A 26,342-nucleotide genomic window follows, 5' to 3' on the forward strand; every position below is an offset into this window, starting at 1 on the left:
CGGTCAGGGCTTGCGGACGTGGTCGTAGACCTCGAGGGTCTGTGCGGCGATCCGCGACCAGTCGAATTCCGCCACCGCCCGTGCCCGCCCCGCGGCACCGTACTCCGCCGCGAGCACCGGATCGGCGGCCAGCTCGTTCACCGCGGCCGCGAGGCCCTGTTCATAGGCGCCGGTTTCGGTCGGGTCGTAATGCACCAGCCGGCCGGTGCTCCGGTCGGCCACCACCTCGGGGATGCCGCCCACATCGGAGGCGACCACGGCGGTGCCGCAGGCCATGGCCTCCAGATTCACGATGCCGAGCGGTTCGTACACCGAGGGGCAGACGAAGACGGTGGCGGCGGCAAGCACCTGCCGGACCTGCTCGGTGGGCAACATATCGCGCACCCAGAACACATTGCCGCGCCGACGGCCGAGCTGGTCCACCGCCGCGGCGACCTCATCGGCCAGTTCGGCGGTGTCGGCCGCGCCCGCGCACAGCACCACCTGGATGTCGGGATCGATATCGCGCGCCGCGGCCAGCAGATGCGCGACCCCCTTCTGCCGGGTGATCCGCCCGACGAAGGCCGCGATCGGCCGATCCCGGCGCACCCCGAGGGTGTCGAGCAGGGATTCGGCGTCGGAGGCTCCCGGATGCCAGACCGAGGCATCGATGCCGTTGTGCACCACATGCACCCGCGCCGGATCGACCGCGGGGTAGGCGTCGAGCACATCGCGGCGCATCCCCGCGCTGACGGCGATGATCGCGTCGGCGTGTTCGACGGCATTGCGTTCCGACCAGGACGACAGGCGATAGCCGCCGCCGAGTTGCTCGGCCTTCCACGGCCGCCGCGGTTCCAGTGAATGCGCGGTCAGCACATGCGGAATGCCGTAGAGGGTGGCGGCCAGGTGCCCGGCGAGCCCGGTGTACCAGGTGTGCGAATGCACCACATCCACCTCGCCGGTGGCATCGGCCATCCGCAGCTGGGCCGACATCATCTGGATCGCGGCATTGGCCGCGTACAGGTGTGGGTCGGGCTGATGCACCACCGCGGTGTCGCGGGGCACGCCCATACAGTGCACGGTGACCTCGGCCAGCCTGAGCAACTCGCCCACCAGCTCGGTGACGTGGACACCGGCACCGCCGTACACCTCCGGCGGATATTCGCGGGTCAGCATGGCGACCCGTAGCCGATCCGTCGGCTCCGTCATCGCCGCCGCCCTGCCAGAACTCACGGATTCAACGTAGACGCTCGGCACGGCACGGGCCACTCGCACGCCAGCCCACCTCCGGCCGCACGGTTCGGTAGTTTGACAGTGTGAGGAGCCAGCCGCACGTACTCGGAATCGTGCTCGCCGGTGGCGAGGGCAAGCGACTCTTTCCACTCACGGCCGATCGGGCCAAACCGGCGGTCCCGTTCGGGGGTGCCTACCGCCTCATCGACTTCGTCCTCAGCAACCTCGTCAATGCCGGATTCCTGCGACTGTGTGTGCTCACCCAGTACAAATCGCATTCGCTGGACCGCCATATCTCGCAGACCTGGCGGCTGTCGGGTTTCGGCGGCGAGTACATCACGCCGGTCCCGGCGCAGCAGCGGCTCGGGCCGCGCTGGTACACCGGTAGCGCCGACGCGATCATGCAATCGCTGAACCTGATCTACGACGAGGACCCCGACTACATCGTGGTCTTCGGCGCCGACCACGTGTACCGGATGGACCCCGAGCAGATGGTGGCCCATCACATCGAATCCGGCGCCGGGGTGACGGTGGCGGGCATCCGGGTGCCGCGCAGCCAGGCGAGCGCGTTCGGCTGCATCGATTCCGACGAATCCGGGCGGATCACCCAGTTCCTGGAGAAGCCCGCGCATCCGCCCGGCACACCCGACGATCCGAACGTGACCTTCGCGTCCATGGGCAATTACGTGTTCACCACCAGGGTGCTGGTCGATTCGATCCGGGCCGATGCCGACAATTCCGATTCCGACCACGATATGGGCGGCGACATCATCCCGAGGTTGGTCGCCGCCGGTCAGGCCGCGGTCTACGATTTCGCCGACAACGACGTCCCCGGTGCCACCGACCGCGATCGCGGCTACTGGCGCGATGTCGGCACCATCGACGCCTTCTACGAGGCGCATATGGATCTGGTGTCGGTGCATCCGGTGTTCAACCTCTACAACAAGCACTGGCCGATCCGCGGGGCGGCCGAGAATCTGCCGCCCGCCAAGTTCGCCCAGGGCGGGCTGGCACAGGAATCGATCGTCGGCGCGGGCAGCATCCTGTCCGCCGCCACGGTGCGCAATTCGGTGCTCAGCGCCAATGTGATGGTCGACGACGGCGCGACCGTCGAGGGCAGCGTGCTCATGCCGGGGGTGCGGATCGGTAAGGGCGCGGTGGTCCGGCGGGCCATTCTGGACAAGAACGTGGTGGTGTCGGAAGGCGAGATCATCGGCGTCGATCTGGAGCGCGACCGCGAGCGGTTCGCCATCAGCAACGGCGGCGTCGTCACCGTCGGCAAGGGCACCTGGGTGTGAGTCGTGCGTGCCCAGGGTTCGGGCACGCACGACTCGTTCAGCGCAGGTCCCGCCCGCGCCAGCCGACCAGGCCGAGGGCGAGCAGCGCCGCCGCCAGCCCGGTGACCACCAGCACCGGCGTCGCGGTGAATGCCGATCCCGGCACCTTCGGTGCGTGGCTGAACGGTTCGAGATCACGGAACCACTGCGGCGCATCGGATGCCGAGCCGAGCAGAAAGACCGCGATCGCGGCCGTCAGCACACCCCACGCCAGCGGGGTCCAGCGCGGTGCGAGCCCGAACAGGGCGACGGTGATCGCGACGAACAACCAGATGGCTGGCAGCTGCACCAGGGCGGCGGCCAGCACACCGGGTAGTTTGCCGCCGATATCGTCGGCGGCGGTCCCGTAGACCAGTCCGCCGAGCAGGCCGGCGGTCAGCATCGCGATCACCGGACCGCCGAGTGCGAACACCAGATGCGACAGCGCCCAGCGGATGCGTCCGACGGCCCCGGTGACCACGGTTTCGGTATGGCCGCTGTTCTCCTCGCCGAACAGGCGCAGCGTCGCCGAGATGGCATACGCCGAACCGGCCACCCCGAGCATGGTGAAGGCGTAGGTGATCATCGAGTCCTCGAGCGATTCCGCGCCGCCCATGCGGGTGATGAGATCGCGGATGGTCTCGCTGGAACCGAGCTCGTCACCGATACCGTGCACCACGCTGCCGATCAGCAGCGCGTACAGGCCGAGGCCGACGGTCCAGGCCAGCAACGTGCCCCGCTGCAAACGCCAGGCCAGCCCCATCGGACCGGACAGCCCGGCGCTCGCCGCCGGTGGCCCGAGGCGTTCGGCGATCAGCCCGGCGCCGACGTCGCGTCGCATCAGCAGCAGATAGGACGCGGCGACGCACACCAGCACGGTGATCAGGTGCACCAGCAGCACCCACCAGCGGTCTCCGGCGAAGGCCCGCACCTGCAATGACCAGCCCTGTGGGGACAGCCAGCTCAACGGGCTCACCGGGCCGTCACCGGCCTGGGCATCGCCCACCGCCCGCAGCGTGAAGGTGAGCGCGAGCACGGCGAAGGCGATACCGCGCGCCACTCTGGCACCGGTACTCAGTTGCGCGGCCACCGCCGCCACCGCGGCGAACACCATGCCGGAACCGGCCAGCGCCAGCCCGAACGCCAGCGATCCGCTGACCGGCACCTCGGCCGCAGCCAGACTGCCCGCCCCGATCAGCCCGGCCACCAGCGCACCGCCGAGCCCGAGCACCAGTGCCGCGGTGAGTCCGGCGAAACGTCCCACCGAGGTGGAGGCCACCAGTTCGGCGCGTCCGGTCTCCTCTTCGGCCCTGGTGTGCCGGATGACGGTGAGGATGGTCGCCACCGCGATCAGGGTGAAGAACATCCCCGCTTTCCAGATACCGACCGCACCGATGCCGGTGTCGTAGATCGGCCCGTACATGGCCAGCTGGGTGGGGCTGGCCAGGATGGAATCGGCGAATGCGGCGCGGTCGGCCTCGGTCGGATAGACGGCATCGATACTCGCGACATAGACGCTGCCGAGCGGCACCGACAGCAGCAGTACCCAGGCGGGCAGCACGATCCGGTCGCGGCGCAGCGCGAGCCGCAGCATGCGGCCGGTGCCCGCGAAACCGGAGGCGGTGGCATATCGTCCGGCGGCCCGGTGGGCGGCCGGAGCCGGGAGCGCGGCGGTGGTCATTTCTGCGCCTTCAGCAATGCGCCGTCGCGCTCCACGGCGTCGCCATTGCCGTCGCCGTTGATCGAATAGTGGCGCATGAACAGCTCTTCCAGCGTCGGCGGCTGGCTCACCAGACTGCGTACGCCGGTATCGCCGAGGATGCGGATCAGCTCACCCAGATGTTCACTGTCGACCTGGCAGTGCAATGTGCGCTCGTCCAGGCGCACATCCGCCACGCCAGGCAAGGCGCCGAGATCTCCTGGATCACCGGTCAATTCGGCGGTGATGGAGGTGCGGCTCAGATGCCGCATCGAAGCCAGCGTCCCGGTTTCCACCGTGCGCCCGGACCGGATGATGGTCACCCGCTGGCACAGCGCCTCCACCTCCGACAGGATATGGCTCGACAGCAGGACGGTGGTGCCCCGTTCGGCCGCCTCGGCGACGCATTCCCGGAACACCTGCTCCATCAACGGGTCGAGGCCCGAGGTCGGCTCATCGAGCAACAGCAGTTCGGCATTCGATGAAAACGCCGATACCAGCGCGACTTTCTGCCGGTTGCCCTTCGAATAGGTGCGCGCCTTCTTCCGCGGATCGAGTTCGAACCGTTCGATCAGCTCGGCGCGGCGCGCGGTATCGATCCCACCGCGCATGCGGGCGAGCAGATCGATGGTCTCGCCGCCGGACAACGACGGCCACAGCGTGACATCACCTGGTACATAAGCGATTTCGCGATGCAATTCGACCGCGTCGACCCACGGGTCGCGCCGCAGCAGCCGCACCTCGCCCGAGGTGCGGGCCAGGACGCCGAGCAGAATGCGGATGGTGGTGGATTTGCCCGCGCCGTTGGGGCCGAGGAAGCCGTGCACCTCGCCCTGATCGACGTCGAGATCGAGTCCGTCGAGTGCGTGCACCCGGCCGAAGTGTTTGTGCAGATCCCGGACGTGGATGACCGATGTCATGGGAACTCCTGGTGAGAGTTTCAGGTATCTGGAGTCTTGTGTTGCAGGAGGGTGTCGAGCATCACCGAATCGGCCAGCAGACCGTTGGTGAACAGTTCGACACCGGGGAGAACCATTTGTTCGGCGTATTCGCGCAGCGCCTTGCCGTAGTCGAGCGGGGCGTCATGGGTGTCGGCGTAGAGCTGGAGGAACAGCATCATTCCGCCGCCGTTGTGCACGGCCAGATATCGGGCCGTCGCCGTCAGATCACGTGGGGCGCGGATCGTGCCCGCGGCGATACCCGCGGTCAGATACTGCTCGACATCGGACACCATATGGTCGAACAATGCGGCCGCGAGCCCGCCGCCCGCCTGGAAACTGCGCACGATGTAGGCCACCATCGGTGCGAAACTCTCGATGTCGGCGAGCTGACCGAGCAGGCTCGTCGGCGTCGGATGTTCGACGGAATCCGTTTTCGATTTCCGGATGACCGCGCGTACATGGTCGTCACAGGCCTCGCGCAGCCCGTCTTTCGATCCGAAATGGTGATTGACGAGGCCGGGCGAGACACCGGCGGCGGTGGCGATGGCACGCACGCCGACACCGAATCCCTGTTCGCCGAAAATGGCGATGGCGGCGTCGCGGATACGCGCACGAGTACTCAGATCCGCGGAGGATCCTTCCGGTACGGCTGATGGGTTGAACACATGTTCAATATATTAAACACTTGTTCAATCGACAGTCAATGGGTAGCACCGAGCCGGGAAGGCCGCGGAAAAAGGCTGGTGGGAGCGCCTGGACCTAGCCCGCCTAGCCCCTGGAGGCGCAGAGCAGCCCGTCGCCGACCGGAATCAGCACACTCGTCAGATTCGGGTCCTCGGCGATGGCCCTGGTCGCCGCCCGCACCGCCTGGGTGGCCGCATCGCGCTGCGCCGGATCGGGCACCCGCCCGCCGAGCAGGGCATTGTGCAGCAGGATGGCACCGCCGTCGCGAAGCAGCCGCACGCCTTCGGCCACATACTGCGGATGCTCGACCGGTGCGGCATCGATGAACACCAGGTCATAGGCGCCGTCGGCCAGCCGAGGCAGCACGTCGAGAGCGCGGCCGTTGATCAGCCGGGTACGCGCGAGCGGGATATCGGCGGCACGGAAGGCGTCCTTGGCCGCCCGCTGATGCTCCGGCTCGGAATCGATGGTGGTCAGCGTGCCGTCCTCGCGCATACCGTCCAGCAACCACAGACCGCTGATCCCCGCGCCCGTCCCCACCTCGACGACCGCCCGCGCACCGAGCATCTGCGCGTACATACTCAGCAGGGCGCCGACCGACGGGGCCACCGGCGCGGCGCCCAGTTCGGTGGCCCGTTCGCGGGCGCTGACGAGGATCTCGTCCTCCACGACGGATTCCTCCACGTAGGCGAGATTTCGCTCCAGGTTCGATGCCACGCCCATGAGGCTATGCCAAACCGTGACCAGCGGCCCGAAACATTCTCAGGTGTCCCTCAGGATCTCCATACACGGGCCATATCGCGACACGACAGAGTAGGCACCACGCAAGACCAGCCGACCGGCGGGCGACAGAGCCAGAGCACCGGGTCGGGAACAACCGAACACCTTCCATCGGTTGTACCCGACAGCGACGGTCCGTGGATCCGGACCGCAGCCTGAACTCCTTCGCCACGGTCCCGAGTAGGAGGTATTTCCCATCCACATGGTCGATGCGGCGCGCGAGTACGCCACCCTGCCCGAGCTGCCAACCCAGCACGAGGTCAACGCACTGGAACTGGCCGAGGTGGCCGAAGACGAACTGACCGGCACCGCGGCCTTCGATGCCACCGGTGACCGTTCGGTCATGCCGTCCTGGGACGAACTGGTCCGAGAACACGCCGACCGGGTCTACCGGCTCGCCTACCGCCTCTCCGGTGATGCGCAGGATGCCGAGGATCTGACCCAGGAGACGTTCATCCGGGTCTTCCGCTCGCTGTCGAACTACCAGCCCGGCACCTTCGAGGGCTGGCTGCATCGCATCACCACCAACCTGTTCCTCGACATGGTCCGCCGCCGCGGCCGCATCCGGATGGAAGCGCTGCCCGAGGACTACGACCGGGTACCGGCCCAGGGACCGGGGCCGGAGCAGGTCTACCACGACGCACGCCTGGATCCCGATCTGCAATCGGCGCTGGACGCACTGGCGCCGGAGTTCCGCGCCGCGGTGGTGCTGTGCGATATCGAGGGACTGTCCTACGAGGAGATCGGGGCGACGCTCGGGGTGAAACTCGGCACCGTCCGCAGCCGGATCCATCGCGGCCGTCAGGCACTGCGCGAGCACCTTGCGCATAATGGAACTCAGGAGCGCTTCGCCGACTCGGCGAGCGGGTCCTGACAGCAGCAAATAGCGGGTGAGTTCCGGCCTGGCGCCATCACCCGGCCGTGTCGATGTCGGTTGGAAGGGTGAGCACCGAATGAGTGGCGACTCCAGTACGTCAGGTCGTTCACCGCGTTTCCGCTCCACCGAGCATCTGGCGAGCGAGGCCGTCGCCGCCTACGTGGACGGCGAACTCAGGATGAACGCCTATCTGCGTGCCGCCCAGCATCTTTCCGTCTGCCCCGAATGCGCGGCCGAGGTCGAGGCCCAGCAGCAGGCGCGCATCGCACTGCGCCGGGCAGGCCAGGTCTCGATTCCACACGGACTGCACGACAGCCTGACCCGCATTCCGCTCGGCGAACTTCCCGGCACCGATCGCTCCGCCGCCGCTTCGCATTCCCGTGACGAGGCCGTTTCCGGTTTCCTCGGTGGGTCTTTGGGCGCGAGCTTCGACAGTAGGCGGTGGACGACGTGGTGGCGCAAGTAGAGTTTGGCGCGTGACCACCGAATCGACGAACACCGGATCGGCCGACACCTCGGATTCGGCGGCCAACAGGGGGAACCTGCGGCCGCCGGACGCGCCAGTGCTCGGGCCGCGCCCGGTATACCGCCCGCACGTGGATACCCACACCGCTCGCGCCTTCCGTCGCCCCTCCGGTCAGGCCGGATCCTTCGCGCCCCGCTCCTCGACAGCCGCCGCGGGCCAGGGCGCCGACCAGGTGCAGAACCGGCCACCGGACGCCGTGCTGGCCGAAGCATTCGGTCGTCCGGCGGGCTCGGACGAACTGCTCCAGCGCGACCCCGACGCCGGCACCGGCGATACCGCGATCGCGGGCCCGGCCGATCCCTGGCGCGACCCGGAATCCGGCGCCAGGCTCGGCGCACCCGCACTGCCCTCCCCCGCGCCCCAGACCCTCGGCGCTGCCACCAAACTGTCCGCGCGTGAGGTCCTGTTCGGATCCCGCGTCGCGCCACGCGCACTCGTGCTGCTCGCGGTGCTCGCCCTGGCGATCGGCCTGATCGGCGGCCTCGTCGGCCGGTTGACCGCGGAAACCGCCTCCACCCTGACCTCACGCAAGGTCGCCCTCGAGCAGACCGACGGTTCCGAACAGCCGCACGGCCAGATCGCCCAGGTCGCCGATGCCGTACTGCCCTCGGTGGTCTCGATCCGCACGACCGTCGGCGACAACGGCGCCACCGGCTCGGGCGTGGTCATCGACGGTAACGGCTACATCGCCACCAACAACCACGTCATCTCCATGGCCGCGCAGGACAATTCCGGCCGCGCGAAGATCCAGGTGATGTTCTCCGACGGCACCCGAGTTCCGGCCGAGATCGTCGGCCGCGACACCAAGACCGACCTCGCGGTGCTCAAGGTCGATGTGAAAAATCTCACTGTCGCTCAGCTCGGCAAGTCCGAGGATGTTCAGGTGGGCGATGCGGTACTCGCCATCGGCTCCCCGCTCGGACTGAGCAAAACGGTGACCTCCGGCATCGTCAGCGCGCTACACCGTCCGGTGAAGCTCGAGGGCGAGGGCAGCGACACCAAGGCCGTCATCGACGCCGTGCAGACCGACGCCTCGATCAACCCGGGTAACTCCGGTGGCGCGCTGGTGGACATGGAGGGCCGGGTCGTCGGCATCAACACCGCGATCCGCAGCGAAACCGGCGGTTCGGTGGGCCTCGGCTTCGCCGTACCGGTCGATGTGGTCACCGATGTGGCCCAGACCCTGATCCGCGACGGCGTCAAACACCATCCGGTGATCGGTCTGAGCGCCCGCACCAAATCGGTGGCCAACGAGGCCATGAGCGGCGCCGAGGTGGCCGATGTGGCGCCCGGCGGGCCGGGCGCCGATGCGGGCATCGTCGAGGGCGATGTCATCGTCAAGGTCGGCGACCGCGAGGTCACCGGGCCGGAAGAGCTGGTCGTCGCCGTGCAGGCGAACAAGATCGGCGAGACGGTGACGGTCCGGCTGATCCGGGAAGGCCGGGAAGTGGACGTGCCGGTCACCCTCGAATCCGACTGACCCGGTCGGTTCGGCGCGCGGTAGCCTGGTCTGGTGTTCAGCAACATCGGGTGGAGCGAGATGGTGATCCTGCTCGTGGCCGCCCTCGTGATCCTCGGCCCGGAGCGCCTGCCCGGCGCCGTGCGCTGGACCACCCGCAGTCTGCGGCAGGTGCGCGATTACGCCAGTGGCGCGAGCGCGCAGTTGAAACAGGAACTCGGCCCCGAATTCGAGGATCTGCGTAAACCGCTCGCCGACCTGAACGAACTGCGCGGCATGACCCCGAAGTCCATGGTGACCAAACACCTTCTCAACGGCGATGATTCGCTGTTCAAGGACATCAGCAGGGCCGTACCGGACAAGCAGGACCTCTACGGCGTCAATAGCGGCATGCCTGATTACCCAGCGCCGAAGCTGGAGAAACCGTTGGAGCGCAACGAACGTCCGCCGATCGACACCGACGCCACCTGATCTGTCAAGCGATCTAGACACCGCGTCGCCTAACGCTGTCTAAACTTCGCACATGTCGGCCGATGACGTGGCGCGGGTGTTCGCGATCGAGGACAAGGTCGAGCGCCTCAAGGCAGCCACCGATGGTGTCGCGGCGGCGCAGCAGACCATCAACGAACTCACGCGGATTCGTCGTGCGGTGATTCGTGAGTTACATGCCGAGGGCTGGACGTTCGCCAGAATCGGTGCGGCGGCCGGTCTTTCCCGGGCCCGCATCCATCAGGTGAGCACCCAGGGCCCGGCGCCGGAGGGGTTGTTCTTCGGGCACGGTGCGCTCACCGTGCTCACCCCTCGGGTACGCACCGGACGGTTGGTCGGTGCGCCCGATCCCGCCGCCGCCCCGCGTCTGGCCGAGCTGCTGCGCGAACTGGGGTTCTCGGTGACCGTCGAGCATTTCCTGCCCGGCCATCCGATCGATCTGCACCGCGACGGTCTGATCGTGCTCGGCGGCCCGGAACTCTCGCCCAGTCTGCGTCAGCTCATCGCCACCGATCCGCGGCTGCGGCGCGCGGTCACCCGGGCCGGTGATGCGCGCCGCGGGATCGAGGACCGCGCCGCGCGTCGGGTGTACCGGCCCGCCGGACCGGAGCCGCACGATATCGCCTACCTCGCCCGTCTGGCGCGGCCCGACGGCCGCGGTTCGATCCTGGTGATCGACGGTTTACATCCGCCGGGTTCGCTCGGTGCGGTGCGACTGCTGGCGACTCGCCTGGCCGGACTGCACGAACGCGCGGACGGCCGCCGGTTCTCGGTATTGATCGCGGTGCGGTTCGACCGCGGCACCGGTGAGCCGATCGAGGCGGATCTGCTGACGCCGGTCTACCGGCACGAGGCCGCCGCCGATATGCGACCTCCCGCGCTGCGGCAGCGCCGCTGACGGATTCCCGGCCGCGCGGGCACGGGTCCCTCTGCGGCACAAGGGCATCGACGCGGTGTCGGTGCCCGAGCCAGGACTCGGCCACCGACACCGGCGACACCGCGGCGTTCGGCACTTACCCGCAGGTCCCGCCAGCACTCCCCCATGTTTAGATAGCCAGGAAATAACCATCCGAGGGCTCCGATAACGGTCGGCCCAGGTTTCCGGCAATCACATGACGCGGAGGTACAGGTGAATGTGATGACGATCGTTGCGGCGGCACTGATCGCAATCGGATTGCTGGTCACCGTCGCCGTCTTCATCCGCAAGCCCGCCGACCACCGCCGCGCCCACGTCACCGTGGCGGAGCTACAGGCCAGGCTCGCTGATGAGACCGAGCCGGAAGGTGAGCACGAGGGCGACGAGACGGTGTCGGCTGTCGCCGGGGCTGGGTCGACGGCCGATGAAGCGGAGGTGGCTGTCGATGAGATGGAACCGACGCGCGACGGGCCCCGAACCCACGGCACGGGCTCCAGCTCCAGCCCCGACTCCAGCTCCAGCCCCGACCTTGGATCTGGATCTGGATCTGGATCCAGCATTGGCACCAGCACCAACTCCAACTCCGGCACCGGCACCGGCACCGGCACCAGCGCCGCGAAGAGCGATACCGAGACCGTGGCGGCCGACGAGGCGGAACCGAAGACGCATCGGCAGGAACAGCCCACGGCCGAACCATCTGGCCTGGAGCCGGAGTCCTCGACCGAACAGGGCCCGCTTACCGAAACCGAACCGCGCCACGACAAGCCTGAGGCGAGCTGAGACTCGTACCGCGGCTGATCACCGCGCACTGGGCCACGCCCTGCATCTCACGCCACAACTGCCCTCGCCCCTGAGCATCTCGCGCCGGGCCACGGCCCAACCGGCCGCACCGGATCGCGCCCGATCCCGGACACGGAGCCGTATCCGCTCAGGCCGCGACGCTCTCCGGACGCACCGTGTTCATCGGTGGCCGGTCGGTGAGGCAGACCTCGGTGCTGTGAGCGGTGAAGGCGTCGCCGATCAGGGGGAACTGGGTCAGCGCGGCGCCGGAGTCGCGGACGCCGCTGCGGCCGAGGACGGTGCCGAGGATCTGGCGGCTCATCACGCCGAGATCGGCCAGCGGACGGTTGCGGTGGGTACGTACGCCCAGGTTGACCTGGCCGATCGCATCGAGGCCGAGGCGGTCGTAGGTGTCGAGCAGCAGCCCGATCTCCACGCCGTACCCGGGGGCGAACGGGACGGAGGTCAGCAGTTCCCTGGTCCCCGCGTATTCGCCGCCGAGCGGCTGCAAGACCTCGGCCAGGTCGGGGCGTAGCGCCGCGAGCAGGGGGCGGGCCACCAACTCGGTGACGCGTCCGCCGCCATGTGCGTCCACTGCGCCGCCCTGCCGCAGCGGTCTGCGGTAGTAGGCCTTGACCAGATGCAGATCGTCCACGGTCAGCAGCGGTCCGAGCAGTTTGGGTACGAATGCCGGGTCGGGGTCGATCAGATCGGAGTCGACGAAGGCCACCAGATCGCCGCTGGTCACCGCCAGCGAACGCCACAGCACCTCGCCCTTGCCCGGTACCGGGTCGAGTTCGGGGACGGCCTGTTCCCGGCTGACCACGCGGGCACCGGCGGCGCGGGCGCGTTCGGCGGTGGCGTCGGTTGACCCGGAATCGAGCACCACCAGCTCGTCGACCAGGTTGCCGAGCAGGGGCCGGATACTGGCCACCACATCGGCGACGGTGCGTTCCTCGTTCAGAGCGGGCAGCACCACCGAGACGGTGCGTCCGGCTTTGGCGGCGATCAGGTCGTCCACCGGCCAGACCGGGGTGTCCCAGGTGTTGCTCATCGCCCAACCGGGCTCACGGTGTTGGATGTTCATACCAGACCTCGCAGGGTTCGTGCGGGGGGCCGGATACCCTGTATCGCGGCGATCATGTCCACGACGCGCCGGGTCGCGGCGACCTCGTGGACGCGGAAGACTCGGGCGCCTGCCGCCGCCGACCATGCCGTTGCTGCCAATGTGCCCTCCAGCCGCTCGGTGAGACCGACACCCAAAGTCTCTCCGATGAAATCCTTATTGCTGAGCGCCATCAAGACCGGCCATCCGGTTTTTACGAGAACGTCCACTCCACGCAACAGTTCGAGCCCGTGATAGGTGTTTTTCCCGAAATCATGGGTCGGGTCGATGAGGATCCCGTCGCGCCGCACCCCCGCGGCCAGTGCCGCTTCCGCCGCCCCGGCCACCGAATCGGTCACCTCGGCGACCACATCGGTGTAGCGGACCCGATGCGGGCGGGTGCGCGGTACCGCGCCACCGGTGTGGCTGCACACGATGCCGGCGCCCAGTTCGGCGGCGACCGCGACGAGGTCCGGGTCCGCCCCGGCCCAGGTGTCGTTGATCAGATCCGCCCCCGCACCGACGGCCGCCCGCGCCACCTCGGCACGCCAGGTGTCGACGCTGATCAACAGATCCGGGTACGCGCCGCGAATAGCGGCAACGAACGGAACGACCCGGCGGCTCTCCTCGGCGGCGTCGACCACCTCACCCGGCCCGGCCTTCACCCCACCGATATCGACCAGATCCGCCCCCTCGTCCACCGCCCGCGCCACCGCGTCCATGGCGGCGGCATCGGTGAAGGTGGCGCCCCGGTCGTAGAACGAATCCGGGGTGCGGTTCACAATCGCCATCACCAGCGCCCGATCCGTCGCCACCGGGCGTCCGCACAGGGTCGGCGACGGCGCGTCGGGGCGGAACATGGGTCCGACTGTACCGACTGATGTAACAGCCTCTCCGCTGTAGACCGCAATGGTTGGTGCCGATCACACACCGCAACGGGCCGTCGCCGCCCCGGCCACGGCGGAAGACCACCGCCACGAGCACAGCGGGACCCGTTCAGCTCGGCGTCGACGGCGGCACATCGGACCCCGTCCGGGCTACGCGTGCTCGCGCTGCCAACACCAGCGCGACCGCCTCCAACCATCGAGCGAACAGATCGTCACGGGCGACGTCGACACCCGGCTCCGCGAGAGCGGCCGACATCCACCCGCGTACGAGCCCGATCCGCTCCGCACCGATCAGTGGTTCGGGCAGTTCCGCCGTGGCGTCCAGGCCGAGCGACCGCACACAACCTGCCAAGAACTCGAGGGGATACGCGCTCGCCCCGACATCCTCTGCGTGTAGTGCCGCCGCCACCACCGCATCACCGAACAGCGCGATACGCGCCGGACCCTGCTCCGGCATGCCGGCGGTGAGCGCGGCAGCAACGTCGATTCGACGCAATTCGGTATCGCGTCGGGTGGTCGGGCCCGTCATTGCGGCAGGGCCACCGCGGTGGGATCGTCATGGCCGGCGCTCGGCTCCGCGCCGGTTGCTCTGCCCATTTCACCGTCGATGAATTGCTGCTTTGTCACCCATCTCGTATAGCCCCAGGGGTTGTAGACCTCCAGTTTGTCGCCTTGTGCGGCAAGGATGACTAATTGGTGGCCACCCGGGTCTTCGGCATTGCTTTTCGCGACTGTAATGGGAACCGGTTTACCTTCGTTCACCGCGGATTCGATGGCGGGTAGATAATCGCGCCGCTCCGCGGGTGTATCGACGCTCGTATTGTTGTGATATCCGCTGCCGGCAATCGGGCCGAGCTGATTCGTGAACAGTTCCGAGCCGTTCCTGCCACCTGGGTGCTTGGCATCGGTGGCGTCATAGACGGTGGTGAGCCGGTTGCGGAAAGCATTCTGACTATCATCACCGGGCCGGGCGCCCGCCACTGCGCCCGGTCCTTCGCCAGTGGTCAAGCCGAGCATGAACACCGGATCGTTGGCTGCCCGCGCAACCAGGGTCGATGCGGAAACACAGTTCTTCTTGTTCTGCTCATATATTCTTTCGAAACCGAATCCTTTGCCGTCGTAGGTCCGCGATAGATAAAATGATCGGTATATCAAATCGTGTTCGTTCCCCTTACCTGTCGACATATTTCTCGTGTTGATATGAGGATCCAGGTGATCGTACATCCAATTCAGGTCCTTGCCGTGTCGATGAATCACCCGACCGAACTCCTGAACGTCGGCGAACGAGTGTCCGGCGGCCAACGCATTCCACAGGTATGCGGCCTCCTGCGGAGTATGCGCATCGGCAAGCATCTTGTCGAAAGCCGCGCGATCGGCGGCCGACAGTTTATCGAGCCGCTGCGACCCGCGTTCCAAGGCGATCGGGGTGAGCAGTTTCGCGAGCGGGTCTGCGGTGAAGCCGAAGTCCCCCGTATAGGCGAGCACGACCGAAGACGCGGGACTGATACCGGGGGAATTGATCCGGCCCGCCCGGGCCAGCGCCGCATATTCCTTCAGAGCGCTCGCCGCATCCTCGGCGGCGTCATCGCGGATCCGGGCGGCCTTGAGTCGCTGATGGCAGCCGTCGGCCGCCATCTGCAACGCTCGGACCTCGGCATCGGCCCCATCCCCCTGTATGGTCTCGGCCGCCTGCCGCAACAGTGCGACGCCACGCGCATCGGTTCGCTGCACCAACGTCAGCTTCTCGCCGAATTCGGTCAGCGCGGCACCCGCGCCGCCGAAAGCTCGTTTCGCTGCTTCTGATTGCGCGGAGAGTGCCCGGACGACCTGGGCGGCGGTCTCCGCCGCATCGCCTTTCCATGCCTGCGGCAGTGACCCTGTCGCGACTCGCGCCAGATCGAAGGCGGACTCATCACACAGTCTCCCGGATTTCGTGTATCCGGCTGCCCGCGTCGAGATCTTTGTCGGAGAGCCCTTGGGCGCCGGAGGTTTCAGAGCGACCGCAATCGCCTCCGGCAGCTTCTCGCGCAGTAATCGCCGATAGCCAGGGGTGAGTAGATCAATCGCCGCCAACGCTTCCTTCAGGGCGGATGTCGTGCTCATATGTCATCCATTCGCTGCGGTCTTTCCCCGACTGCCGGGAGGATCCAGCGGCTGCCCGGGTTCCGGCCGCTCAGGAACCTGCCGATCCGACCCACGGAGCGATTCGAGTGGCGTGCGAGATGCATCGGGCGCCGCACGACGTACATTGCGCGCACCGTCTCCGTCCGTTTCCCGCTGCTTGTTCTCCGAATGCGGCAGCAGCTTCTCCACTTGCGTGACCGCCGCGGTGGTCACGCCGGTCTCGCGAGTCCAAGCCCGATGGAATGTCGACCAGGCAGATTCGACCTCGGAATCACCGAAGATTCCAGCCGGACCGAACGGCGTGGTCACGGTGGCCCACACGGTCTCGGGGATCGCGCCCGCGAGCGTGCGGCCCACGTCCTCGAGCTTGTCCCGGACGTTCCCGACCGCCACCGCGGGCGCAATCAGTCCTTCGTCGCCGACCCACAGCCTGCCGGCACCACCACCTGGCCCTGCGGGGCCCGGCGATAGTTCCGGAGCCGCCGGGAGGAACGGGCCGAAGGAACCGTTCGACGATCCGGAACCCCTATCGCCGTCACCCGGTCCGTGAGCGGAATCTCCTCTCGGCCCACCTGTGCCGGTGTGCTCCGACTTCCTGTCGCGAGCCGACCCACCGCCGTCATCAGTCGCCATCAGTCCTCCGTTCCGACAGCTGGATTCGTTGAAGATTCATCGAATCCTGGTGTCCTACAGGAGGTCAAGGTTGCCGGCCGCACCATGATTGGGAACAACGAAACCGTCATGCACCACCCGAGGCGATGACGGCGGCGACCACGCGTCGCGTCGCCCAGGAATCGTCGGGTAGAGATCAGCCGCGCGGAATCTGCCGTCCGCTACCTCTGCGACGTCGCCGTCACCAGCGCCCGGTCAGTCGCCACCGCGCGTCCGCACCGGATCGGCGACAGCACCTCCGGGCGGAACATGGTCCGACGGTGCCGACTCGTGTATCGACCGGTTCCGGCCCGTGGACCCCGATCAGCCCGTGGGCGCTCGACCGGCCGCGACATCGGCGGCGTAGTCCGTGTAGGCGGGAACGTACCCCGTCTCGCGACCGGCGAGCACGTACAGCGTCGTGTCCGCGTCGGGCGTGTATCCCTGGGTGCGCAGTTCGACCTTGCGGCTCTTGAACGTCGAGGTGGTCTCGAGTTCGTCGACGATGCGGATGAACAATGGCACCGCGTATCCGGGGAGTTGGTCGTAGGCCACGCGTGCGATGGCGCGGCCGTCGAATTCGGCGCCGGGGCGCAGGGTCACCGCGGCCATACCGGCCTTGCCGTCGGCTCCGGGGATGTCCACGCCGAACACCACCGCCTGGGAGATCACGTCGGCGACGGTCAGCGCCGCTTCGACCTCGGTGGTGGCCACGTTCTCGCCCTTCCAGCGGAAGGTGTCGCCGAGTCGGTCGACGAAGGCGATATGGTTCCAGCCCTGGTCACGGACCAGATCGCCGGTGTCGAACCAGACATCGCCCGCCCGGAAACCGTCACGGACCAGTTTGGCCTCGGAGGCCGCCGCGTCGGTGTAGCCGTCGAACGGTGCACGGCCGGTGACCTTCGCCAGCAGCAGTCCGACCCCGCCCGAACGCACCCGGCGCAGACGGCCGTCGGGGCCGCGTTTCGGTGCGCCGGTGTCGTCGTCGTATTCGACGATGGCGTAGGGCAGCGGCCCGAATCCGGCCGTGCGATCGACCCCGAACGCGTTGACGAAGGCGATATTGGCTTCACTGGCGCCGTAGAACTCCACGATCCGGCCGATACCGAACCGACGTTTGAATTCGTCCCACAGCTCCGGCCGCAACCCGTTGCCGACGGCCAACCGGACCCGATGCTGCCGGTCGACCGGTCCGGCCGGTTGATTGAGCAGATACCGGCACAGCTCACCGATGTAGATGAACGCGGTCGCCCGTTCCCGGATCACCTCATCCCAGAACCGGGATGCCGAGAACTGGCGTCCGAGTGCGAAAGTCGCGCCCGCGGCGAGCACCGACGACAGCGCGACGGTGAGCGCGTTGTTGTGATACAGCGGCAGACAGCAATACATGGTGTCGTTGCCGCGCAACCGGATACCGAGCCCACCGAGCCCGGACATGCTCTTGGTCCAGCGCAGATGCGTCATGACGCTGGCCTTGGGCAGGCCGGTGGTGCCGGAGGTGAAGATCAGGAACGCCCGCTCCCGCGCGGTCACCCGCGCACACACAGGCGGATCGGTCGGATCGGCGTGCTCGGCCTCGGTATGCAGATCCTCGGCATACAGCACATGGTCGGGCGCCTCGGACAGCGAATCGAGCGCCTCCCGGCATTCCGCGCCAACCACGTTCACCACACTGCCGAGCAGCCCGACACTGTGCGCGAGCACCCGGTCACGCTGATGATGGTTGAGCAGACCGACGGTGGCGCCGAGCTTCACCGTGGCCAGCACGGTGAACAGGGTTTCGGGCCGATTGGTCATCAGTACGCCGACCACATGGCCGCGACGCACCCCATGCGCGGTGAGCACGCTCGCATACCGGTTGACCAGGGAATTGGCCTCGCCATAGGTGTATTCGGCGCCCTCGAACCGCAGGAACGGCCGCTGCGGATGCTTATGCGCCGCACGCTGGAAGAACAATCCGACCGAGGCCTTGTCGCCGGGTCGCACCAGCATGCCGAGCGCATTGCGCAGCATGCCCGGTGCGTCCACAGCCATACCGGGCAGGCTCTTGGCCAGGTCGAAGACACCGACCTTCGCGTCGTTACTCACCTGCGCCGTTCCCCTCGACCGAGTTCTGCTGCGCCACAGCATGTTCGACCGATTCGGTCGCTGCCGATCGCGGACGGGAGATCGCCGCTCCCGACGTATCGGCCACCGACCGGGGCGCGAAACGGGTGAGGGCGTCGAACGCCGACGGCATATCCGCCACCACCGTGACCCGGTCCAGCGCCGGTTGCGGTACGAAACCGCGCTGATGCAATTCATCCACCCACGCGAACAGCCCGCGGTAATGCCCGCCGGGATCGAGGACGACGACCGGTTTGTCGTGCACACCCAGATACGCGCCGGTCCACGTCTCGAAGAATTCCTCGAGCGTGCCGATACCGCCCGGCAGAGTGAGGAATGCGTCGGCGCGGTCCTCCATCACCTGTTTCCGCTGCCGCATGGTGTCGGTGACCACGAGTTCGTCGGCGTCCACATCGGCCACTTCACGATGCACCAGATGCTTCGGGATGACCCCGACCGTGTTCGCGCCACCGGCGCGGGCCGCCGTCGCCACCGCGCCCATCATCGAGACATGACCGCCGCCGGAGACCAATTGCCAACCACGCCGCGCGATCTCGGCGCCGACCCGGGCCGCCAACGACAGTTGCGCCTGATCCAGGGTGCTGGCCGAACAGTAGACACAGACAGCGAAGGGAGAATCAGCCGCACTCACCATTTGTCCTCCGTACCCATCGTTTCCAGGTTGTCGCGTTCGGTGGTGGACTGCTCCAGAATGCGCACCACATCCTCGACACTGTCGGTGACATGCAGCAATTCCACATCACCCGGCGAGATCTTGCCCGACGCCAGCAGCGAATCCCTGATCCAGTCCACCAGACCGCCCCAGAACCTGGTGCCGAACAGAATGATCGGGAACCGGGTGATCTTGCGGGTCTGCACCAGCGTCAACGCCTCGAACAGTTCATCGAGAGTGCCGAAACCGCCGGGCAGGCAGATGAACGCCTGCGAATACTTCACGAACATGGTCTTGCGGACGAAGAAGTACCGGAAATTGATACCGAGATCGACCCATTCGTTGAGCCCCTGCTCGAACGGCAACTCGATACCGAGCCCGATCGAATAGCCACCCGCCTCACAGGCACCACGATTACCGGCCTCCATCGCGCCCGGCCCGCCGCCGGTGATCACCGCGAACCCGGCATGCGCCAACGCGGAGCCGATCGCGCGGGCCGCCTCGTACTCGGGATGATCGACCGGAGTGCGCGCGGAACCGAACACCGTCACCGCGCGCGGCACCTCCGCCAACGCACCGAAGCCCTCCACGAACTCGGCCTGGATCCGCAGCACCCGCCACGGATCGGTGTGCACCCAGTCACTGTCACCACGGCGATCCAGCAGATTCCGGTCGGCGGTGCCGACGCCGGGTTTGCGATCCCGGCGAAACATGATCGGCCCGCGGAACCTGGCTGTCGACTTCGGCTTGTTGGCGACTGGCTCGACCGCATCGGTGGACATGCTGGCCAACCTACTGTGTCTAATTTGCGCTGCCTGCGGCAGCGCGTGTTCGCGGCCCCTTTGGGTCTCGCGTCTCCGCTGCCGCTGCTTGCCTTCGGATTGCGCAGCGCCAGCGGAGACGCGAGACGGGCCGCGAACTGTGGGGTTCGGTCTCGCTTCGCTCGAAAACGGGGGTCGACCGGCCGTTGTTTCTGGTGGTCGACCGGGTGGTGGGCGGCCAGGTGGTGGGCGGGCTAGTGCTCGACCGGGTGGTGGCCGGCTGGTACGTGGCGGTCAAGTAGTTCCGCACGCCTGGTAGCCGGGTGGCTGGTCGGCTACTGCGTGGTGGTCAGGTAGGTCCGCAGCATGTCGCTGACTTGGGTGATCTGGGTCAGGGGAACTCGTTCGTCGCGTTTGTGGGCCAGGTTGGGGTCGCCGGGGCCGAAGTTCACGGCGGGGACGCCGCGGGCGGCGAAGCGGGAGACGTCGGTCCAGCCGTATTTGGCGCGTACCCCGGCCGCGCCGTGCGCGTGTACGGTGCTGATCAGGTCGGCGGCGGCGGGGGCGGTGAGGCCGGGGAGGGCGCCGGGGGCCGCGTCGGTGACCTGGAAGTCGAGGTCGAGACCGGCGAACACCTCGCGGACGTGGTCGGTGGCCTGAGCGACGCTGCGGTCGGGGGCGAAACGGAAATTGACGTCCACCTCGGCGGCGTCGGGCACCACATTGCCCGCCACCCCGCCGTCCACGCGGACCGCCGACAATCCCTCGCGGTAGACGCAGCCGTCGATATCCACCTCACGCGCCCGGTATTCCGAGAGCCGATGCAGCACCGGCGCCAAACGGTGAATCGCATTGTCGCCCAGCCAGGCCCGCGCCGAATGCGCCCGCGTCCCCGCGGTGGTGAGCCGCACGCGCAGCGTGCCCTGGCAGCCCGCCTCGATCCACCCGCCGGACGGCTCACCGAGGATGGCCAGATCGCCGTCCAGCCATTCCGGGCGTTCGCGTTCGATGCGGGCCAGGCCGTTGAACTCCGCGGCGATCTCCTCGCAGTCGTAGAAGATCAGCGTCAGATCGTGGGCGGGTTCGGCGATGGTGGCGGCCAGATGCAGGAACACCGCGTCACCGGACTTCATATCCACGGTGCCGCAGCCGTACATCACCGGCGCACCGTCCTCGGTGTCCATCCGGCTGGGCACATTGTCCGCGATCGGCACAGTATCCAGATGTCCGGCCAGCACCACTCGCGTCGGCAATCCGCGATCGGTGCGCGCGAGCACCACGTTCCCGTCGCGCACGATCTCGAAGCCGGTGGTCTGCTCGCGCAGCGCGGCCTCCACGGCATCGGTGACGGCCAGTTCGTCCCTCGACACACTCGGGATGTCGACGAGGGCGGCGGTGAGAGCTATCGGGTCGGCGCGCAGATCGAGGGTCACGGGCCAAGCGTAGTCAGCGGCCCGCTCCGTGGAGCCGACGGCAGCGCCGTGATCTGCGCGGCAGCCGGTGACGTGGCTGCACCACGGGCCCGCGGCGATCGGTAGGCTCTGCTGACGTGAGCATTCAGGGAGCAACAGCAGTCGGTATCGCCAATGTGACCGCGGACGGCACCGTCCTCGACACCTGGTACCCGAACCCACGGCTGGGCGAGTTCGCCGAGACCGCGACCAAGCGGCTCGACGAGGTTCCCGCCGAATTCGCCGCGCTGGTCGGCCCCGACGAGGCCCGCGGCGTCGAGGTGATCGCGGTGCAGACCACCATCGCCGACCTGTCCGCCGCGCCCGTGGACGCCCACGATGTGTACCTGCGGCTGCATCTGCTCTCGCATCGGCTCGTCCGCCCGCACGAGGTGAGCCTGGACGGCCAGTTCGGGCTGCTCAGCAACGTGGTGTGGACCAACCACGGTCCGGCCGCGGTGGAGGGCTTCGAAACCACCCGCGCCAAGCTGCGCGCCCGCGGCCCGGTGACCGTCTACAGCATCGACAAGTTCCCGCGCATGGTCGATTATGTGGTGCCCTCCGGCGTCCGCATCGGTGACGCCGACCGCGTCCGTCTCGGCGCGCATCTGGCCTCGGGCACCACCGTCATGCACGAGGGTTTCGTCAACTTCAATGCGGGCACCCTCGGCGCCTCCATGGTCGAAGGCCGTATCTCCGCGGGCGTCGTGGTGGGCGACGGCTCGGATATCGGCGGCGGCGCCTCCACCATGGGCACCCTCTCCGGCGGCGGCACCACCGTCATCGCCATCGGCGAACGCTCCCTGCTCGGCGCCAACGCGGGCCTGGGCATCCCGCTCGGCGACGACTGCGTCCTGGAAGCCGGTCTCTACCTCACCGCGGGCACCAAGGTCACCACCCCCGACGGAACCGTCGTCAAAGCCGCCCAGCTCAGCGGCCAGAACAACCTGCTGTTCCGCCGCAACTCCCTCACCGGCGCCGTCGAGGTGGTCCACCGCAAGGGCACCGGCATCGAACTCAACGCGGATCTGCACGCCAACGACTGAGCCCCGTCCGATGCGGGCCGGACAGCGTTTCCGGCCCGCATCAGGCGTGCTATCGCCTGCCCACGTATACCCAACTAGCCAAATTTGCTTAGTAGTCCACGGCGCGCTACGGTTTACTAACCAAATTTAGTTAGTAGGAGGTCGGAATGTCTTCGATAACGCCCTACGTCATGGTCGACAACGCCAACAGTTACGCCGAATTCCTCGAGCGGGCATTGGACGCCCAGGTACGCAACGTCATCCCGCTGCCCGCCGATCCGGAGCGGATCATCCATGCCGAGGCGCGGATCGGCGACGGGGAACTGTTCTTCGCCGATTCCGGTGCCCACGGCGAGCGATGCCTGCGATCGCCATCGGAACCGGTGCACGTCCAGATGTGGGCCACCGTGCCGGACCCGGACCGGACCCACGCCCGCGCCGTCGCCGCCGGAGCCCGCTCGGCCATGGCGATCACCGCCCAGGACGACGGCACACGTATGGGCGGTTTCGTCGACCCGTTCGGTACGCTCTGGTGGGTCAGCACCCGCCGCCCCGGCCAGGGGTGAGCTTCGCGGAGAAGGGGAACGATCCATGTCGGCGGTACGGCTGCTGACCCTCGGTGCGATCCGCCGCCGCGGCCGGGCACACGGCTATCAGGTGCTCGCCGATCTGGAATCCTGGGGCGCCGACGAATGGGCCCGCGCCACCTCCGGCTCTATCTACCACGCGCTCAAGACGATGACCAAGCAGGGATTGCTGCTGGCACACGACACCGCGCCCAGCGATGTGGGCGGACCGCCGCGCATGGAATACGAGGTGACCGACGAGGGCGCACAGGCCTATTTCGACCTGCTCCGCGCGGCGCTCACCAGCAATGATCCCCGGCTCGACCTGCTTGCCGCCGCCGTCGGGTTCCTCGACGACCTACCGCGCGCCGAAGCCATCACCCTGCTGCGCCAACGCTTCCAGATCATGGCCGAATGGCGATCGAGCATTACCGCGCATCTGCCGCCCGATACCGATCTCCAGACCTGGGGCCCGGTCGGCGAGGTGATCGACCTGTGGTTGCACACCGCCGACACCCGCGCGGAATGGACCGCCGGACTCCTGCGTCGCCTGGAACACGGCGCCCACCGGATGGCCGGCGAGACCTGACGCCGAACCGATTGAACACCCAGGTCGGGTGGGCTACCGTGCCCACATGCACGCACTCCGGCCCGGTGCCGATTTCGCCGGGTACCGGATCGAGCGGGTACTCGGCGTCGGCGGGATGGGCAGCGTGTACGCGGCACGGCATCCGCGACTGCCGCGCCTGGTGGCGCTGAAACTGCTGCATCCCTCGTTCGCCGAGGACCCGATGTTCCGCGGACGGTTCGAGCGGGAAGCCGAACTCGCCGGGCGGCTGGATCATCCGAATATCGTCACCATCCACGATCGTGGCCGGGAAGGGTCGCAGCTGTGGATCAGCATGCAGTACGTCGAGGGCACCGACGCCGAGACGGCCATGCGGAACGGACATATGCCGCCGATGCGTGCGTTGTCCGTGGCGGCGGCCACCGCCGACGCGCTCGATTACGCGCACCACGCGGGCATGCTGCACCGGGATGTGAAGCCCGCCAATATCCTCATCCGCACCGATCCGGCGGCGGGTACACCGGAACGGGTGCTGCTCACCGATTTCGGCATTGCCAAGGCACGCGACGAATCCACGGCGCTGACCCAGGCGGGCACCCTGCTGGCCACGCTGCGCTACGCCTCTCCTGAACAGTTGGAGGGTAAACCGCTGGATCCGCGCTCGGATCAGTATTCGCTGGGCTGCACACTGTTTCACCTGCTCGCCGGGCAGGCGCCGTATCCGGCGGACAGCGCGGCCGCGGTGATCAGCGCGCATCTGGTGCAGCCGGTCCCGAGGATCAGCGGTGTGCGGCCCGATCTTCCGCCCGCGCTCGACGATGTGTTCGCGCGCGCTCTGGCCAAGGAGCCGTGGCAGCGCTTCGGCAGCTGCGCGGAGATGGTCGAGGCGGCGCGGCGTGCGTTCACCGATCCGACGCCCGCATCGCCGCCGGTGGCACCGCGGCGTCGTCGGTGGCCGGTCGTGGTCGCGGGGACAGTGGCGGTCATTGCCGCCGTGACGGCGACGGCCGTCGTCCTCGCCAGGTCCGGTGACGAAGTGCAGGCGCAGCCGACGACGACCGTCGCTCCGCCGACGATCACGGTGCCGCCCACGAACACCACCCCGGTGGCGCCGGACCCGTGGGCGGCGGGCCGCGATACCGTCGCGCTGTTCCCCGATCTGCTGCCCTCGCGCCCAGACAGCACCGGATTCCGTGGCCTGCAATGCAGTTTCGCCACCAAGAATCCGAATGCGGTGTGGACCTACGGTTTCAACTGCCTCGACGCGGACAAGCTCGAACTACAGGTGCTCACCCACGACGACGCCGCGACCGTCGACTCCTATATCGCCACCCTGCCCGCGGGCGCCACCGAGGAGGTGCGTTCCCGCTACGGACAGGCGTTGATCGTGCGAAAGTTCAATGGATCGACAGGTCCGTGGGTGCTGGTCCAGTTCGCCGATGAACCGCGCTCCGGCATCACCTTTCAGGTTTTCTGGAAAGACCACACGCACCAGGAGGTGATCGACGAATGGGTACGCACCGCGCCGTTCTGACCCGGCTCGCCGTAGTGGGCGCATTCGCGATGGTGACGGCCTGCTCCACGGTGGAAGGCACTCCGGTGGCCGCCGAGATCGACGTACGCACGCTGGACGTCGGGGACCATCCGATCGAGCCCCTGGACGTCGACAGCGTGCGCCTGCCCTCCGACGGACCGATCCTGGAGGGCCTGCGGATGGCCGCCGCGATCGCGGTACCGCACCAGATCGATGACGAACTCGTGCACAACTGGGGCACCGATGTGATCGACAGCCCGAAGAAGGCCGCCGACGCCGCCGCCATCTCCAACGTGAACCTGACGACCCTGGAGCGGAACGGCTTCCTGGTGGCCTTCGATATCGCCGAGGGTGATGAGCCGTTCCCCACCGATGTCCGCCCCACCGAGACCGACGCGACCGTCACCAGGATCGTGCTGATGCGATTCCCCGATACCGCCCGCGCGAGGACGGCGGCACGTGAACTGGAGAGCACCGATTTCGGGGTGAATCCCGACAATCGGCCCGTCACGGTGCCGGGATACGCGCAGGCGCACGCACATTGGCGGCCGCGCATCAAGACCGTCAGCGCGCTGATGGCGCACGGCGAGACCGTCATCAGCGTGTTCTTGCAGCATCCGACACCGGACCTGGAGGCGATGACCACGCGCCTGCGCGAGGTGTTCGACGTACAGCTGCCGCTACTCGACGATTTCGAGCCCACCCCGGCCGACGAGTTCGACGACCTCCCCCGCGACCCCGACGCCATCTTGCGCCGCGCCCTGACGCCGGGCCCGCGCGATCAACGGGTGCCGATCTCCGCCCGCGATTACGCCGCCTGGAGCGGTCGGGCGGTCGTGCATTTCCGGCCGACCGACAATCCGGGCATGCGCGAGGCCTGGGACAGCGGCGGCGTCGAGGCCGCCGCCCGATCCGGCACCACCACCGTCTTCCGTTTCCGCGACCACCCCGCCGCCACCGCCTTCGGCACCGCCTGGTCCGACAGCCTCGGCCCCACCACCACCCCCATCGACCCACCACCCGACGTCCCCGAAACCCACTGCGTCGAACGCCCCGCCACCACCGACAACCCCGCCACAGCCCGCTGCTACCTCACCTACCGCCACCACGCCGCCTTCGTCACCGGCGACGACCCCACCGACGTCCGCCAACAGGCAGCAGCCCAATACGCCCTACTGGTCAACACCCAGTAGACGTCGGCGTTTTCGGCAC

At 67.8% G+C, this 26,342-nt stretch carries 24 protein-coding genes and 1 pseudogene; 12 read left to right on the forward strand and 13 right to left on the reverse strand.

Features of this window, described 5'->3' with window-relative positions:
• Positions 1-3: 3 nt before the first annotated feature.
• Positions 4-1,188, reverse strand: a complete 1,185-nt coding sequence (gene glgA / locus QH168_RS04950) for a glycogen synthase (protein ID WP_280233308.1) — start codon at positions 1,186-1,188, stop codon at positions 4-6.
• Between the two features lie 107 nt (positions 1,189-1,295).
• Between glgA and glgC the strand changes: the two genes are divergently transcribed.
• A complete protein-coding gene (gene glgC / locus QH168_RS04955) occupies positions 1,296-2,510 on the forward strand; it encodes a glucose-1-phosphate adenylyltransferase (RefSeq protein WP_280233216.1) in 1,215 nt (404 codons plus the stop codon).
• A 37-nt stretch (positions 2,511-2,547) separates the two neighbouring features.
• Here glgC and QH168_RS04960 read toward each other — a convergent pair whose 3' ends face one another.
• The 4 genes from QH168_RS04960 to QH168_RS04975 all read right to left on the reverse strand — a co-directional run bounded on the left by QH168_RS04960 (position 2,548) and on the right by QH168_RS04975 (position 6,575).
• Entirely contained in the window at positions 2,548-4,209 is a 1,662-nt protein-coding gene (locus QH168_RS04960) for an ABC transporter permease (RefSeq protein WP_280233217.1), read from the reverse strand.
• Positions 4,206-5,147, reverse strand: coding sequence for an ABC transporter ATP-binding protein (locus QH168_RS04965; RefSeq protein WP_280233218.1), 942 nt, complete (start codon positions 5,145-5,147; stop codon positions 4,206-4,208). Before QH168_RS04965 ends, QH168_RS04960 begins: the two co-directional genes overlap by 4 nt.
• Before the next feature lie 20 nt (positions 5,148-5,167).
• Entirely contained in the window at positions 5,168-5,833 is a 666-nt protein-coding gene (locus QH168_RS04970; RefSeq protein WP_280233219.1) for a TetR/AcrR family transcriptional regulator, read from the reverse strand.
• A gap of 103 nt (positions 5,834-5,936) precedes the next feature.
• Positions 5,937-6,575, reverse strand: coding sequence for an O-methyltransferase (locus QH168_RS04975; protein ID WP_280233220.1), 639 nt, complete (start codon positions 6,573-6,575; stop codon positions 5,937-5,939).
• Positions 6,576-6,834: 259 nt separating this feature from the next.
• Between QH168_RS04975 and sigE the strand changes: the two genes are divergently transcribed.
• The 6 genes from sigE to QH168_RS05005 all read left to right on the forward strand — a co-directional run bounded on the left by sigE (position 6,835) and on the right by QH168_RS05005 (position 11,679).
• Complete coding sequence (gene sigE / locus QH168_RS04980; RefSeq protein ID WP_280233221.1) at positions 6,835-7,506, forward strand: RNA polymerase sigma factor SigE; 672 nt, start codon at positions 6,835-6,837, stop codon at positions 7,504-7,506.
• A gap of 79 nt (positions 7,507-7,585) precedes the next feature.
• Complete coding sequence (locus tag QH168_RS04985) at positions 7,586-7,975, forward strand: hypothetical protein (RefSeq protein WP_280233222.1); 390 nt, start codon at positions 7,586-7,588, stop codon at positions 7,973-7,975.
• A gap of 10 nt (positions 7,976-7,985) precedes the next feature.
• Positions 7,986-9,515: a S1C family serine protease gene (locus QH168_RS04990; RefSeq protein WP_280233223.1), complete on the forward strand. Its 1,530-nt coding sequence runs from the start codon at positions 7,986-7,988 to the stop codon at positions 9,513-9,515.
• Positions 9,516-9,548: 33 nt separating this feature from the next.
• Positions 9,549-9,965, forward strand: coding sequence for a Sec-independent protein translocase protein TatB (tatB, locus tag QH168_RS04995; RefSeq protein WP_280233224.1), 417 nt, complete (start codon positions 9,549-9,551; stop codon positions 9,963-9,965).
• 52 nt (positions 9,966-10,017) lie between these two features.
• Complete coding sequence (locus tag QH168_RS05000; protein ID WP_280233226.1) at positions 10,018-10,881, forward strand: hypothetical protein; 864 nt, start codon at positions 10,018-10,020, stop codon at positions 10,879-10,881.
• A 240-nt stretch (positions 10,882-11,121) separates the two neighbouring features.
• A complete protein-coding gene (locus QH168_RS05005) occupies positions 11,122-11,679 on the forward strand; it encodes a hypothetical protein (protein ID WP_280233228.1) in 558 nt (185 codons plus the stop codon).
• A 148-nt stretch (positions 11,680-11,827) separates the two neighbouring features.
• Here QH168_RS05005 and QH168_RS05010 read toward each other — a convergent pair whose 3' ends face one another.
• The 8 genes and pseudogenes from QH168_RS05010 to dapE all read right to left on the reverse strand — a co-directional run bounded on the left by QH168_RS05010 (position 11,828) and on the right by dapE (position 21,419).
• Positions 11,828-12,766, reverse strand: a complete 939-nt coding sequence (locus QH168_RS05010; RefSeq protein WP_280233229.1) for a glucosyl-3-phosphoglycerate synthase — start codon at positions 12,764-12,766, stop codon at positions 11,828-11,830.
• Positions 12,763-13,644: a dihydropteroate synthase gene (gene folP / locus QH168_RS05015; protein WP_280233231.1), complete on the reverse strand. Its 882-nt coding sequence runs from the start codon at positions 13,642-13,644 to the stop codon at positions 12,763-12,765. The genes QH168_RS05010 and folP overlap by 4 nt, the downstream gene beginning before the upstream one ends.
• 136 nt (positions 13,645-13,780) lie before the next feature.
• Positions 13,781-14,200 carry a hypothetical protein gene (locus QH168_RS05020; protein ID WP_280233232.1) on the reverse strand — a complete coding sequence of 140 codons (420 nt, stop codon included), beginning with the start codon at positions 14,198-14,200 and terminating at the stop codon, positions 13,781-13,783.
• On the reverse strand, positions 14,197-15,774 hold the full coding sequence (locus tag QH168_RS05025) for a hypothetical protein (protein ID WP_280233233.1): 1,578 nt from the start codon (positions 15,772-15,774) through the stop codon (positions 14,197-14,199). The genes QH168_RS05020 and QH168_RS05025 overlap by 4 nt, the downstream gene beginning before the upstream one ends.
• A 996-nt stretch (positions 15,775-16,770) precedes the next feature.
• Entirely contained in the window at positions 16,771-18,534 is a 1,764-nt protein-coding gene (locus QH168_RS05030; protein ID WP_280233235.1) for a long-chain-acyl-CoA synthetase, read from the reverse strand.
• Positions 18,535-18,664: 130 nt separating this feature from the next.
• Positions 18,665-19,207, reverse strand: a pseudogene (locus QH168_RS05035) (TIGR00730 family Rossman fold protein); the annotation flags it as partial.
• Positions 19,201-20,007, reverse strand: a complete 807-nt coding sequence (locus QH168_RS05040) for a TIGR00730 family Rossman fold protein (RefSeq protein WP_280233236.1) — start codon at positions 20,005-20,007, stop codon at positions 19,201-19,203. The pseudogene QH168_RS05035 and the gene QH168_RS05040, both read right to left, overlap by 7 nt.
• 314 nt (positions 20,008-20,321) lie before the next feature.
• The gene (gene dapE / locus QH168_RS05045) at positions 20,322-21,419 is read right to left on the reverse strand and encodes a succinyl-diaminopimelate desuccinylase (RefSeq protein WP_280233237.1); all 1,098 of its coding nucleotides are present in this window, start codon (positions 21,417-21,419) and stop codon (positions 20,322-20,324) included.
• 116 nt (positions 21,420-21,535) lie between these two features.
• On the opposite strand from dapE, the gene dapD reads away from it, so the two are divergent.
• The 5 genes from dapD (at position 21,536) to QH168_RS05070 (ending at position 26,323) form a co-directional block, all read left to right on the forward strand.
• On the forward strand, positions 21,536-22,483 hold the full coding sequence (gene dapD / locus QH168_RS05050; RefSeq protein WP_280233238.1) for a 2,3,4,5-tetrahydropyridine-2,6-dicarboxylate N-succinyltransferase: 948 nt from the start codon (positions 21,536-21,538) through the stop codon (positions 22,481-22,483).
• Between the two features lie 146 nt (positions 22,484-22,629).
• Positions 22,630-23,028 carry a VOC family protein gene (locus tag QH168_RS05055; RefSeq protein WP_280233240.1) on the forward strand — a complete coding sequence of 133 codons (399 nt, stop codon included), beginning with the start codon at positions 22,630-22,632 and terminating at the stop codon, positions 23,026-23,028.
• A 25-nt stretch (positions 23,029-23,053) separates the two neighbouring features.
• Entirely contained in the window at positions 23,054-23,617 is a 564-nt protein-coding gene (locus QH168_RS05060; protein ID WP_280233241.1) for a PadR family transcriptional regulator, read from the forward strand.
• A 46-nt stretch (positions 23,618-23,663) separates the two neighbouring features.
• Positions 23,664-25,130: a serine/threonine-protein kinase gene (locus QH168_RS05065; protein WP_280233243.1), complete on the forward strand. Its 1,467-nt coding sequence runs from the start codon at positions 23,664-23,666 to the stop codon at positions 25,128-25,130.
• The gene (locus tag QH168_RS05070) at positions 25,106-26,323 is read left to right on the forward strand and encodes a DUF7373 family lipoprotein (protein ID WP_280233245.1); all 1,218 of its coding nucleotides are present in this window, start codon (positions 25,106-25,108) and stop codon (positions 26,321-26,323) included. Before QH168_RS05065 ends, QH168_RS05070 begins: the two co-directional genes overlap by 25 nt.
• Positions 26,324-26,342: the final 19 nt, after the last annotated feature.

Origin of the sequence: Nocardia cyriacigeorgica (assembly GCF_029868385.1) — a bacterium.
In the GTDB taxonomy this organism is placed as follows: domain Bacteria; phylum Actinomycetota; class Actinomycetes; order Mycobacteriales; family Mycobacteriaceae; genus Nocardia; species Nocardia cyriacigeorgica_F.

Excerpts from the sequence above, each read along its gene's own strand:
- QH168_RS05065 (WP_280233243.1), top strand. The coding sequence starts at position 23,664 with ATGCACGCACTCCGGCCCGGTGCCGATTTCGCCGGGTACCGGATCGAG.
- QH168_RS04985 (WP_280233222.1), top strand. The coding sequence starts at position 7,586 with ATGAGTGGCGACTCCAGTACGTCAGGTCGTTCACCGCGTTTCCGCTCC.
- QH168_RS05005 (WP_280233228.1), top strand. The coding sequence starts at position 11,122 with ATGACGATCGTTGCGGCGGCACTGATCGCAATCGGATTGCTGGTCACC.
- QH168_RS05060 (WP_280233241.1), top strand. The coding sequence starts at position 23,054 with ATGTCGGCGGTACGGCTGCTGACCCTCGGTGCGATCCGCCGCCGCGGC.
- glgA (WP_280233308.1), bottom strand. The coding sequence starts at position 1,188 with ATGACGGAGCCGACGGATCGGCTACGGGTCGCCATGCTGACCCGCGAA.
- QH168_RS05010 (WP_280233229.1), bottom strand. The coding sequence starts at position 12,766 with ATGAACATCCAACACCGTGAGCCCGGTTGGGCGATGAGCAACACCTGG.
- QH168_RS04960 (WP_280233217.1), bottom strand. The coding sequence starts at position 4,209 with ATGACCACCGCCGCGCTCCCGGCTCCGGCCGCCCACCGGGCCGCCGGA.
- QH168_RS05025 (WP_280233233.1), bottom strand. The coding sequence starts at position 15,774 with ATGAGCACGACATCCGCCCTGAAGGAAGCGTTGGCGGCGATTGATCTA.
- QH168_RS05070 (WP_280233245.1), top strand. The coding sequence starts at position 25,106 with ATGGGTACGCACCGCGCCGTTCTGACCCGGCTCGCCGTAGTGGGCGCA.
- QH168_RS04975 (WP_280233220.1), bottom strand. The coding sequence starts at position 6,575 with ATGGGCGTGGCATCGAACCTGGAGCGAAATCTCGCCTACGTGGAGGAA.
- folP (WP_280233231.1), bottom strand. The coding sequence starts at position 13,644 with ATGTTCCGCCCCGACGCGCCGTCGCCGACCCTGTGCGGACGCCCGGTG.
- QH168_RS05000 (WP_280233226.1), top strand. The coding sequence starts at position 10,018 with ATGTCGGCCGATGACGTGGCGCGGGTGTTCGCGATCGAGGACAAGGTC.
- QH168_RS05020 (WP_280233232.1), bottom strand. The coding sequence starts at position 14,200 with ATGACGGGCCCGACCACCCGACGCGATACCGAATTGCGTCGAATCGAC.
- QH168_RS05055 (WP_280233240.1), top strand. The coding sequence starts at position 22,630 with ATGTCTTCGATAACGCCCTACGTCATGGTCGACAACGCCAACAGTTAC.
- QH168_RS04965 (WP_280233218.1), bottom strand. The coding sequence starts at position 5,147 with ATGACATCGGTCATCCACGTCCGGGATCTGCACAAACACTTCGGCCGG.
- sigE (WP_280233221.1), top strand. The coding sequence starts at position 6,835 with ATGGTCGATGCGGCGCGCGAGTACGCCACCCTGCCCGAGCTGCCAACC.
- QH168_RS05040 (WP_280233236.1), bottom strand. The coding sequence starts at position 20,007 with ATGTCCACCGATGCGGTCGAGCCAGTCGCCAACAAGCCGAAGTCGACA.